This window comes from Nitrospira marina, from assembly GCF_059568365.1.
Genome location: NZ_JCANTH010000001.1, coordinates 2,637,121 through 2,649,665, shown reverse-complemented (window position 1 = coordinate 2,649,665; position 12,545 = coordinate 2,637,121). Strand labels below are relative to the sequence as shown.

Here is a 12,545-nt window from a genome sequence, read left to right as displayed (position 1 = left end):
GGTAAGGCGTGAGGAGTAAGGCCTAAGCAGCGAGATCTTTTCCGTCATGCCCGACATTGTGTATCGAGTATCTACCATCACATTTCCCCTGTTGCACAATTATTGACTATCTCTGTGGGTTCAATGAAGCAGATGGCGACCGAAAACCTCCTCGATATGAAAACGTCTCCCGACGATCCTCTTTATACCATTCTCATTGTGGATGATGAAAAAGTTATGCGGATGGTTGCCAAGAAACGTTTGGCCAGACTGCCGTGTCGGTTATTGGAGGCCGGAAATGGGAAAGAAGCTCTCTCCATCCTGAATCGAGAGCCGGTGGATCTCATCCTTTCGGACTGGGTGATGCCCGGTCTTGATGGTCCCGGACTGTGTGAAGCGATTAAACAGGATGAACGCTATCGCACGATCCATTTTATCCTGATGACGGCATTGGATCACCCGACCCAAATTGCCGAAGGGCTTAGCCGGGGAGCCGACGATTTCCTATCCAAAACCGCGTCCGATCATGAAATTGTCGCCAGAGTGTGCGCGGGCCTTCGAGCCCGACAGTTGATGTTGTATGTGGAAAAATCAAATCGGTTGTTGTCACAGAAGCAGGCCGAATTAGACTCTGAACTCCGGTCGGCCTCCACCTTTGTGCGAGGTCTCCTACCCCGGACCGGTGAAGTGATTCCTGGAGTGCGAGTCGAGTGGGAATTTTTGCCGTCTTCACATTTGGGAGGAGATTTCTTTCAGATCGCCCGGTGGGGGGACGACTATCTTGGTCTCATGGTGTTGGATATGTCGGGGCATGGGATCGGGCCGGCGTTGCGGGCCGTGTCGTTATCTCTGCTTTTCAAGGGAGAACATATGCAACAATTGTTTCCCTCATACGATCCGGGTGAGATTCTGACGAGTCTGAACCAACAATATCCTATGAGCGATGACGGGGATTATTTCACGATCTGGGTTGGGGTGTGGCAATGCTCTACGCGCATCCTTCGATATGCGAGTGCCGGACATCCCGGTTCGATTGTTGTGAAAACCGACCGGTCTTCGATGGTGTTGGGCGAGAAATCCTGGCCTATTGGTTTTTCGCGTAACGAACTGTATGCAACAGAATCCATCTCCGTGAACTCCGGTGATCGGATGTATCTCTTTAGTGATGGGATTTATGAGGTGATGAATCCTCAGGAAGAGATCTGGGGGAGAAAAAGACTCCAGATGGCACTTGAGGAGATCGCCGGACACCCGATGCAGTCGGGATTGTCCCGTATTATCGAGCAGAGCCGGACATGGAATGCCAAAAGCGGGTTTGAGGATGACGTCGCGTTACTCGGAGTGGAATTTTAGCGGTGGGGGGGAAAGCGTCTGGAGTGAGGAGATAGAAGCAAGATACTCCTTTGGCCTTACACTTCACCTCTTCGTTTCACCCTGACACCTCACGATTGGCTGTTGTCGAAATGACATATATGACACACACATCCCCCCGAATCTTATTGGTAGACGACGATGAGTCAAATCTGGATGTTCTTGTCGAATGTCTCAAAGATGAACCCTATGAACTTGTTCAGGCACATAATGGTGAAGAGGCCTTAGTGTATTTACGAAAAGATGGCCAGGATTTCCATGCCATGGTGTTAGATCGAATGATGCCGGGTATGAATGGTCTTGATCTTTTGGTGCATCTGAAAGCGGATGAACGCCTCCAATGGCTTCCGGTTGTGATGCAAACCGCAGCCGGATCTCCGCAAGAAATAGGCGAAGGGATTGAAGCGGGAGTCTTTTTTTATCTCATCAAGCCCTTTGACCAGCGGCTCTTATTGCGGATTGTGAATGCCGCGGTTGAGGAGGGATTGAAATGGAAAAGGATATGCCGAAATCTTAACCAACAGTCTCAGATTGTTGAATTATTGCAGCAAGGCCGTTTTCACGTCCGTACCATGGAAGAGGCATATGATCTGGCATTCCTACTGGGGCGAGCTTGTCCCAATTCTGAAAAAGTGGTGTTCGGGTTAAATGAACTGTTGGCGAATGGCGTGGAGCATGGAAATTTGGGAATCGGGTTCGATGAAAAAACCGCCCTCCAGGCAAGTGGAACGTGGGAGAAAGAGATTCAACATCGGGCGGGGTTGCCCGAGTATGTCCATAAGGTGGTTGACGTGTTGTTTGAACGGTGCCTGGATTGCATACGGGTGACCATAACCGACCAGGGTTCCGGGTTCGACTGGCGAAAGTATGAACAGATTGACCCGGATCGAATTTTGGAAAGTCACGGAAGGGGTATTGCCATGGCCAAGGCCTTAAGTTTTTCACAAGTCGAGTATCGAGGGAAAGGCAATCAGGTTGTGTGTGTCATCAAGAATGACTTGTCGATCGGTGAAGAAGTGGGCTCGCTTTCAACTGAAATCCCTATGACCGTGTACAAATCAGATCGAGTGTGAGGAGTCATTCGTGAGAAAAAACGATTTCCGGCTCCGACACTTTTTCCCCTGGTTCCCTGCTCTTCAACTCAGATTATGGGCATCAAAAAAAAAAAGCGTTCTTCTAAAGTAAGGTCCATTGGCCTCCGAAAGGTCTCGTTGTCTCCTGTTTATTCCTTGATAGGCCGAAGGGTCCTACCTGGGAATGGAAGTGTCAGCCTAGGCAGGAAGGGTTGTTGGAATGGCCACGTTTTTTCCCCACGAAAAATGAGAGGGTAACATGGAAGAGTGCCAAGTCACGTCATTGATTCCTGAGGAGGCGATTCTCAGGCCACGAGGTGATCTCACCATTTTTGAAGCCGCACAATTTCACGCTGATTTAGTCACCTTGCATCAACAACAAGGGCCTCTTGCGATTGATTTAGGCGGGGTGGACCGTATGGACTCCTCCTGTGTGCAGCTGATGGTCGCAGCGACCCGCTCCGGGCGTCTAACCGTGCAGGGGTATTCCAATCGTATTCGTGACAAGTTTGAGCAAATTGGATTTGCACAGTTTCTCCCGACTCAAGAGTTGTAACGCGGGACCATGAAATAATTCAGTGGATATTCATCGAGATCCAAGAATGAGGTGATGTGTGAATGGTGATTGGATGGTATGGATGGGTGTGGTGGTGGCCGGAACCGGGATTGGATATGTCTTGGGGGCCAGGAGCAGGCAGATGCGAATTCATCGGCTGGAACAGCAACTGCAGGAAAGCATTCAGGCTCAGCGGCGTTGGTTGGAGAACTGGAAGGCCTTTTGCCAGGCTCTGGCACCGGTGTTTCCGGTATTTGTGGGACAAATTAAGGCAGTGATTCAAGAAACAGGACAAGCGGCCGACGGACTGATTCAGCGATTTCAGGCCATTTCACGAAATGCCAGGGAGCAGGTGGAGGAAACCGAAGCGTTGCTACATATGGCAGATGGGCATGGCGGGAAAGACGACTATACCGTCGATCGGATCCTTCATGACACACAAAAGACCATAGAAATGTTTGTCAAGCAAGTCACACAGACGACCACGGTGACGCTCGCCACGGTGAGCGTGATGGAGCAGGCATTAGAAACCACCTCTCGAATTTCAGAGGTGGTGGAGGAAGTCGAATTCATTGCCGATCAAACACGACTCTTAGCGCTCAATGCAGCGATTGAAGCGGCTCGGGCGGGAGAGCATGGCCGAGGGTTTGCCGTGGTGGCCGACGAAGTGACGAAATTGGCCAATCGGTCCGCGCAGGCTTCAGAGCAAATTCGTACTCTCGCGACGACGGTTAAAGGCACAACCGAATCGGCCATGTCGGAACTCCAGGTGTTGGCGTCATTAGACTTATCGGAAACGGTAGAAGCCCAGAATCAGGTTCTGGAGATGATTAAGATCATGGGGCAAAAAAATGAGACCTTAAAAAAGAGCGTTGGTCACAATTCTGGGCGAACCAAAGAACTGGGCAAGGATATCGGCCAAATTGTGATGTCCATGCAATTTCAAGATATTACCCGTCAAAAATTAGAGCACGTTTACGGGCCGTTGGAGCGAATCCATGCGCCGCTTCAAGCGGTGGCCGACGATACTGACGGTATAGACATGATGCCGAAGGTGCTCGAAGAAATCCGGAATCTCGAGCACACCTACACCATGGAGTCTGAACGACTCACGATGCAGGCCGCGCGTTCGGGTCAAGGGACGGTAATGGTCGGAACAGGCTCGGATGAAGGAGATAACATCACGCTATTCTGAAGACGTGAAGGGGGGACGGGTCTGGCGTGAGGTGTATTTCTTCTTCTAAAGCCTCACCGTTATGGCTTATAAAAAAACCGGGTGGAGGTCGCAAGGTCAATGCTGATCGTACAGCGTCAACAGAGAAATTCACAGAATCAAAGTGAGGTAAAGCTATGGGCAAGACAGTTTTAGTCGTGGACGATTCCGTCTCGATGCGTCAAATGGTGAGCTTTACGCTGACCGGTGCCGGCTACGAAGTGGTCGAGGCTGGAGACGGAAAAGAAGCCGTGGAGAAACTCAATGGAGGGGCGAAGCCCAATTTGGTAATTACGGATCTGAATATGCCGAATATGGATGGGATTTCTCTGATCAAGGCAGTACGGGGCATGGCCGCCCATAAATTTACTCCGATTCTCATGTTAACCACCGAGTCATCTGATGACAAAAAGAAAGAAGGGCAAAGTGCCGGAGCCACGGGGTGGGTCGTGAAACCGTTTAATCCAGAACAAATGTTAGCCACGATTAAGAAAGTGCTACCAGGATGACCAAGCGAATGTAAAAAGGAAAAAGTGAAAGGAGGAGATTAGCGTGAAATGTGCAAAATTCCCTAAAATTCAAATCTTCCCATCTTCTCCTTTTTTACTACTAATTTCTTCCTGGTTGCGTGAACAAACCGCATAGATATTTGACGGTATGGCAGAAGGCGATGGATTTAGTTTTGAAGGTATACAAAAGAACTCGCCGCTTCCTCAAATCGGGAGTATATGGATTAACCAGCCAAACTCGCAGGGCTGCGATAAGTATTCCGGGTAACATTGCCGGAGGAGCTAGCCGGCGAACGAAAAAAGAATTCTTGGAATTCCTTTAAATTGCAAAGGGCTCATTACCTGAATTGGATACCCAGTTAGAGTGGGCAAATGGCCTGGGATTTTGTTCTCTGGATTCCTGGGAAGGCTTGGATGGGGAGATGATGGATATGGACAAGATGATCAGGGGGCTCATTCGTCATCAAAAAAGAGAATAAGAAAAAGATGTTTCCCGGATCACAAGATAGCATGTTTCTACTTTTCCCTTCTCCAGACTTTCTTACATTTTACTTTTCACTTTTGACATTTCATGAGGCAATCCATGGCAGTTGATCTCTCACGGTTTCAAGAGTCATTTTTTACTGAATCCGCAGAACATGTAGAAACCATCGAGTCCGGTTTATTGGCGTTAGAGCAACGTCCGAACGACCTGGACTTACTCAATCGAATTTTTCGTGGTGCCCATTCGATTAAAGGCAATGCGGGGATGTTTCATTTTACGGCCATTGCCGAGTTGACCCACAAAATGGAAAACATTCTGGATGACCTCCGGAATGGGAAAATGCCGGTGACCCCTCACGTCATCGATGTGCTCCTACGGGCCTTAGACGGTTTGAAAAGTCTTTTGGACGCGGCGCAAGGGGGTGAGGCGGCAGATGAGACAGCCATTCACGTTCTAGAAGGTGAGCTGGAGGCCTGTCAAAAGGGAACGACCGCTCCGGGACATGAGGGGTCGTTAGCTGAAACCGGTCCCCAGGGTTCTCCACCTCAAGCCGCCACGTGGCGAAAGGTCCAGATTGATTGGAGCGCCTTACCGGAATTATTTCAACGAGGCATGGATCCTGCCCAGATCTTCAAGGAACTGCATGAATTAGGCATGGTGAAAGTGCTCCATGTGCGAACCGATGGACTTCCGGCTTTGGACGCACTCGATCCAGAACGATGTTATCTCAGTTGGAGGGTGGAATTGGAAACGGATGCCTCTATCGGGCAGATTGAGGAGGTGTTTGCGTTTGTTCGGGATGGGAGCGAATTAGCCATCATCGATTGCGCACCCAAAAAACCGGAACCCTATAAACGGGTGGGGGATATTCTGGTGGAAGAAGGAGTGGTGACTCCGGAGCAAGTCGCCGAAAGCCTGGCTAAGCAAAAGCCTCTTGGCGAAATTCTGGTAGAAGAAAAAAAGGCGTCACCCCAACAAATCGATAAGGCGCTTCAGAAACAGCAACAATTGAAAAAAAATGAAGTGGCGTCAATACGGGTCGATACGGAAAAAATCGATAAATTGATCAATCTGGTGGGAGAATTGGTGATTACCCAATCGATGATTACGGACCTGAGTGAGAAATTTACCCTCGGGCAGCTTCCGGTTCTCCAGGAACGGATTACCCAATTGGAACGCAATACCCGTGAGATACAAGAACGGGTCATGTCCATTCGGATGATGCCGATCGGCAGTGCATTCCACCGGTTCCCACGGTTAGTTCGGGATCTCGCAGGGAAAAGTGGTAAGCAGATTCAATTGGTCATGTCCGGTGAGGAAACCGAGTTGGATAAAACGCTGATTGAGGCGATCGGTGATCCGCTCACCCATCTGGTTCGCAATTCGGCCGATCATGGGTTGGAATTACCCGAAGACCGGGTGGCTCAAGGCAAATCGGAACGAGGAACCATTCGTCTCCATGCGTATCACGATGGCGGAAATATTTGTATTGCCGTGGAGGATGACGGTCGAGGATTGAATCGGGAAAAGATCATTAAAAAAGCCGTCGAAAAGGGGATCATTGCCGATGGCAGCAATATGTCGGATGAGGCCGTGTATCAACTGATTTTTCGTCCTGGATTTTCCACGGCCGAAACCATCACCGATGTGTCAGGTCGAGGAGTGGGGATGGATGTGGTGAAACGTAATATCGAAGGTCTGGGCGGGTCAGTGGACATTCAGAGCACGATGGGCAAGGGCTCCCGTCTCACGCTGAAATTGCCGCTCACGTTGGCCATTATTGATGGGATGACTGTCCGGGTCGGTCAGGATAACTACATTATCCCGCTTATTGCCGTCACCGAATCCATCCGCCCAAAACCCAATGAGTTGCAACGGATCGTGGGGAAAGGCGAAGTGGTCAATCTTCGTGGAGAATGGGTGCCGGTGGTCAAACTCTATGAGGCCTTTACCCTCACGCCCGACTTTACCGATCCTTCACAGGCTTTGTTGGTGATCGTGGAAACCGATGGTCGACGATTGGCCGTGCTCGTGGATGAACTGACGGGGCAACAACAAGTGGTCATTAAGAGTTTGGAGCAAAATTTTCGCAAGGTCGAGGCTATTTCCGGAGCCACAATTCTGGGGGATGGGCAAGTCGCCTTGATCTTGGATGTACCGGGATTGGCCAAATTAGCACGGGTTGGCCACATTGCGGCGGCGTAAGGAAGAAGTGAAAGGTAATGAATAAAGAGTAAGGAGGAAGGAAATGGGGGTGAGAAAATCGGATCGAAAATTTTCTTGCGCCCCACCCTTTACCAAGGGAATGCAGGTTGATAACAAAAATACATGACAAAGGAGCCTAATGATGACCACCGCAACGGCTGAACTGACAGAACAACGCTCGATTCGAACGACGTATGCCAGCGACGATCAACAATACCTGACCTTCAATCTGGCGGATGAATATTACGGAGTGGATATTCTGAAAGTGCAGGAAATTAAGGGATACACCACGGTGACCAGGATCCCCAATACCCCGGATTTTCTCAAAGGGGTGCTCAACCTTCGTGGCACAATTGTGCCCATTGTAGATCTTCGCATGAAATTCGGTATGGGGGTGACCGAACCCACGTCGTTCACCGTGGTGGTTGTGGTCAATGTCCGGAATCGTGTGATGGGTTTTCTGGTCGATGCGGTGTCCGATGTGTTGGATATGAATGCCAAGGATATTCAAGCCCCTCCCGACATGGGCACCTCGGTCGATGTCACGTTTATCGCCGGCATTGGTAATGCCCAGGATCGCTTAGTGACCCTGTTGGACATCGATCGAGTTCTCACGGAGGAGGAAGTAACCGTCGTGGAAAAGATTCAAGACGTGGAAGAAAAAGCCGAGGTCCATGCCTGACCGGAAAAGATTAGGACCATGGATGGTCCGACACACCGGCGGGGAACAATAACTTTCAAACAGTCAGCGAGGATTTTATGAACAGGATGGTGAACACAATTTTCAGTTTGGGAATTACAACCAAGTTGGTGCTGTTGTTTGCCATCTTTGGGATCGTACCGATGGCCGCTGTGGGGTACTTAGGATCTTCGGCCACCGGGGAAATGGAAACAGCTGCCGGTCTGCGTGTGCAAGCCATGGCGGAGACGATCGGGGATAAAATCGACCGGAATTTATTCGAACGGTATGGGGATCCTCAATCTTTTGGACTGAACAGGATCGTGGGTGAACGCTACCATTGGTATAGCAAGGAGAATAATGCTATTGCGAGTGCGATGAATCAATACGTTGCCACATCCGGTATTTATTATTTGACGATATTGGTAGACCCCGTTGGAGATGTCATGGCCGTGAACTCCAAGGATGCGAAAGGGAATCCGATCGACACCACGGCAATTTATTCCAAAAAATATTCGGACGCCCCGTGGTTTAAGGCGATGGAAGCCAAAGAATTTACCACCAAACAACCCTTTACAGCTCCCGGCAATGATAGGGCGACCGGGACCTTTATCGAAGATGTCCATGTCGATGAAGATGTGAAATCGGTGTATTCGGGAGATGACGGGTTAACTTTGGGTTTTTCTGCTCCGGTGTATGTGGATGGCGATCTGATCGGGTATTGGAGCAATCGGGTCAAGTTTTCTCTGGTAGAAGAAATCGTGCAGACCGCGTATCAAGAGCTTAAAGGGGCCGGATGGGCAGGATCGGAAATTTCACTACTCGGCGACAAAGGACAGGTTCTTGTGGATTATGATCCTTCCAATCAAGGCACAGAGGACATGACCCATGATTTTGAAAAAACGTTGTTTAAACTCAATCTCGCCGAAACCGGAGTAGAGAGCGCAACATTCGCCGTGGCCGGGAAAACAGGCTATCAATTGGCTCTCCATGAGGGGAAGAACATTTGGCAAATGGCTGGATATACCCATCTGAAAGGCGCCTTGGGCTATCCGGGGATGAATTGGTCGGTCCTGGTTAGAGTCCCTAAAGCCGAAGCTACGGCTGCGGCCATTGCCTTCAATCGAAATTTAACCATGACCGCCATTATTTGTCTGGTTCTGATTTTGGTTGTCGGGTTGTGGGTTGGGCGTCGTGGGGCTAAGAGTCTGGTTCACGTCAGCGAGGTGGCCCAACGGGCGGCTGACGGAGATTTGAGTCGGCGGGTCACCGTGACAGCCAATGATGAACTAGGAAGCATGGGTAAGGCGATGAATGCCATGTTGGATAATTTGGTGAAGGTGGTGTCTGAAGTTCGCCAAGCGGCGGAACATGTTTCCAGCGCGTCAGGTGAAATCACCCAAGGCAATGAAGACCTTTCACAACGCACCTCGGCCCAGGCGGGCGCGTTGCAGGAGACGAGTGCGTCGATGGAGGAGATGACGTCCACCATCAAGCAAAATGCGGATAATGCTAAGCAGGCCAATCAATTAGCCGTCGCCGCCCGGGAAGTGGCGGAGAAGGGTGGGGCGGTAACGGACAAGGCCGTGGTGGCCATGGATGAGATTAATAAGAGCAGCAAGAAGATCGCGGATATTATCAACGTGATCGACGAAATCGCCTTCCAAACGAATCTCCTAGCTTTGAATGCCGCCGTGGAAGCGGCACGGGCGGGCGAGCAGGGCCGGGGTTTTGCGGTGGTGGCCTCGGAAGTACGGAATCTGGCGCAACGTTCGGCGTCGGCTGCCAAGGAGATCAAGGCCCTGATCAATGAATCGGTGCAAAAGGTGGATGACGGCAGCGAGTTAGTGAATCGCTCGGGCCAGACGCTGGGCGAGATTGTAAACTCGGTCAAACGGGTGACGGATATAATTTCCGAAATCAGTGCGGCCTCCCAGGAGCAGGCGGCAGGGATCGATCAGGTGAATAAGGCGGTGATGCAGATGGATCAGGGCACGCAGCAGAATGCGGCCTTGGTGGAAGAAGCCACGTCGGCTTCCCAATCCATGAAGCAGCAGGCAGCGGAACTGTTGAATCAAGTCGCGTTTTTTAAGTTAGAAGAGACAGGACATCGGCAGTTTGCAGGAGTACAACGCGGATCTGGAGCCACGTCTGCGTTATCAAGCGGCAAAAAGTCCTCCGCTGTGAGTAAGCCATTACAATCGGTGAAGGCTGTCTCTCCTCCCACATCAACGACCAAGTCTCAATCGGTTGGCGTGGGCAGCTCGAATGGCCATGATCGCCGTCAACGTGAGAACGATTTTTTTGAAGAGTTTTAGCAAACCAGTCGTATTATTTAACAAGGAATTAGGAGGTCGCATGGGGAAAGTCTGGAATTCGATAGGCATTGGTCCAAAAGTGGTGATGACTATTATGGTGGTCTTCTCGGGTTTGCTGGCTGCGGGAGCATATTTGCTCGGTCAGCAATTGCATTCGGATCTTGAACGGGTCTTGTCCGATCAAGCGTATATTGTTCAAAAACAAATAGAGGTCACGCGTGCCTATGTGACCAAAGAATTTGTAGTGAAAGCCAAGGCGGCTGGGATGAATACCGGCGTGGATCATAGTGCACCCGATACCATTCCCTTTCCGGCCACATTTGCTCGTGAAACCTCTGAGCTCTTAGCTGAGGAAGGCGTCTTTAATGCCAGGATCGTGAGTCTCACGCCCTTGAATCCCAAAAATGGTCCGCAAGATTCCTTTGAGAAAGATGCCCTTGCTGCCCTCGCCAGCGGTCAAAAAGAATTTACCAAAAACGATACCGTGAATGGGAAAATGATGTTTCGCCGTGCGACCCCGGATCTGGCAACCGCCCAAGCCTGTATCGGCTGTCATGAGGGTAAAAAAATCGGGGATATGCTAGGAGCGGTATCAGTACAGATTCCTATGGATGGTCCCGCCGCACAATTACAAGGGAATCTTAGCAATATGTATATGGGGATTCTGGCCGTGGGTGTCTTGATGATGGGGCTGTTGTATCTGATGATTGCGAAATTGGTGGTCCAGCCGATGAAGAGTCTGGAGTCCATGGCCGTGCGAGCTAGAGAAGGAGATCTTACCGGCCGGGCCAGTGTGAAGAGTCAGGACGAAATCGGCCGAACCAGTGAGTCGTTTAATATGATGTTTGACCGGGTGAGTGAAGTGATTGCGTCTGTAAAAACGGCTGTATCCGGTATTACGACCGGAACTTCCGAGATTAATGCGGGAACCTCGGATCTCGCCGGGCGAACCTCGGCGCAAGCAGGAGCCTTGGAAGAAACCAGTGCATCCATGGAAGAGATGACCTCTACCATTAAACAGAATGCGGATAACGCCAAGCAGGCGAACCAATTGGCGGTGGCCGCTCGGGAAGTGGCGGAGAAAGGTGGCGCGGTAACCGACAAGGCGGTGGAGGCCATGGATGAGATTAATAAGAGCAGCAAGAAGATCGCAGATATTATTAACGTGATCGACGAAATCGCCTTCCAAACGAATCTCCTAGCTTTGAATGCCGCCGTGGAAGCGGCACGGGCGGGCGAGCAGGGACGAGGTTTTGCCGTAGTGGCCTCGGAGGTGCGGAATCTGGCGCAACGTTCCGCCACGGCGGCCAAAGAGATTAAGACGCTGATCAACGAATCGGTACAAAAAGTTGGCGGTGGCAGTGAGTTGGTCAATCGCTCGGGCCAGACGCTGGCCGAGATAGTGAACTCGGTCAAACGGGTGACGGATATTATTTCCGAAATCAGTGCGGCGTCCCAGGAGCAGGCGGCGGGGATTGATCAGGTCAATAAGGCGGTGATGCAGATGGACCAAGGCACACAACAAAATGCGGCCTTGGTGGAACAGGCGACCTCGGCGTCCCAGTCGATGGCACAACAAGCTGAGGATCTGTTGCGGCAAGTCGAGTTTTTCAAGGTCCAGACTGAGTTCGGGTCTCAGCGTTCGGAGCCCTCGGCGAAAACCCGCGCATCTGTTCACGCTCAATCGACCGGCGGAACGGGGTCTCAATATCCCCGCGCGGTCTCGTCGATTACTGGCACAGCTCAGGGAAAGCATTCTCCCAATAAAAGAGAGGTCGCTGTGGGTGTTGGGAGCTCAGCGTCCAACGGGCATAAAAAGTCCGGGGATGATTTTTTTGAAGAATTCTAAGGAACGGTAAAACGTGAGGCGGAAGGCGAAAGATTTTTCTTCGCCTTCCGCCTCACAAAGGGTATTCCCGCCCGCGTTTTCCTATCTTGTTGCTGACGAAGGGTTTCCTTCCTCTCTCCTGATCCTTCCCTTTTTTATGTTCATTCTGTCATTTCCTCTGGTTTGAATTTTGAGTCTGGCCTCCGCCAATGGGGCTTCTTCACTTTTCATTTTTCCAACTTGGTGCCCTCTCAAGGAGTGGCAGAGTCACTTTCATATTGACTGTTCCTGGTTATGTCGGCTACCCTAGTGTGCCGAAGAAGTAGATTT

Annotated in this window: 9 protein-coding genes and 1 pseudogene; all 10 read left to right on the top strand. The window is 50.7% G+C overall.

Features of this window, described 5'->3' with window-relative positions; all coding sequences use genetic code 11:
* Positions 1-132 precede the first annotated feature (132 nt).
* A complete protein-coding gene (locus LX98_RS11070; RefSeq protein ID WP_496428953.1) occupies positions 133-1,332 on the top strand; it encodes a SpoIIE family protein phosphatase in 1,200 nt (399 codons plus the stop codon).
* A 119-nt stretch (positions 1,333-1,451) separates the two neighbouring features.
* Positions 1,452-2,423, top strand: coding sequence for a response regulator (locus tag LX98_RS11065; protein ID WP_496428952.1), 972 nt, complete (start codon positions 1,452-1,454; stop codon positions 2,421-2,423).
* 259 nt (positions 2,424-2,682) lie between these two features.
* Positions 2,683-2,979, top strand: coding sequence for an STAS domain-containing protein (locus LX98_RS11060; RefSeq protein ID WP_496428951.1), 297 nt, complete (start codon positions 2,683-2,685; stop codon positions 2,977-2,979).
* A gap of 73 nt (positions 2,980-3,052) precedes the next feature.
* The gene (locus LX98_RS11055; RefSeq protein ID WP_496430594.1) at positions 3,053-4,174 is read left to right on the top strand and encodes a methyl-accepting chemotaxis protein; all 1,122 of its coding nucleotides are present in this window, start codon (positions 3,053-3,055) and stop codon (positions 4,172-4,174) included.
* Positions 4,175-4,329: 155 nt separating this feature from the next.
* The gene (locus tag LX98_RS11050; RefSeq protein ID WP_496428950.1) at positions 4,330-4,701 is read left to right on the top strand and encodes a response regulator; all 372 of its coding nucleotides are present in this window, start codon (positions 4,330-4,332) and stop codon (positions 4,699-4,701) included.
* 119 nt (positions 4,702-4,820) lie between these two features.
* Positions 4,821-5,180, top strand: a pseudogene (locus LX98_RS11045) (four helix bundle protein).
* Between the two features lie 104 nt (positions 5,181-5,284).
* Entirely contained in the window at positions 5,285-7,390 is a 2,106-nt protein-coding gene (locus tag LX98_RS11040) for a chemotaxis protein CheW (protein ID WP_496428949.1), read from the top strand.
* A gap of 139 nt (positions 7,391-7,529) precedes the next feature.
* Positions 7,530-8,072, top strand: a complete 543-nt coding sequence (locus LX98_RS11035) for a chemotaxis protein CheW (protein ID WP_496428948.1) — start codon at positions 7,530-7,532, stop codon at positions 8,070-8,072.
* Between the two features lie 86 nt (positions 8,073-8,158).
* Positions 8,159-10,387 (top strand): methyl-accepting chemotaxis protein, encoded by a 2,229-nt coding sequence (locus LX98_RS11030; RefSeq protein WP_496428947.1) that lies wholly within the window; start codon positions 8,159-8,161, stop codon positions 10,385-10,387.
* A gap of 40 nt (positions 10,388-10,427) precedes the next feature.
* Entirely contained in the window at positions 10,428-12,236 is a 1,809-nt protein-coding gene (locus LX98_RS11025; RefSeq protein ID WP_496428946.1) for a methyl-accepting chemotaxis protein, read from the top strand.
* Positions 12,237-12,545 lie beyond the last annotated feature (309 nt).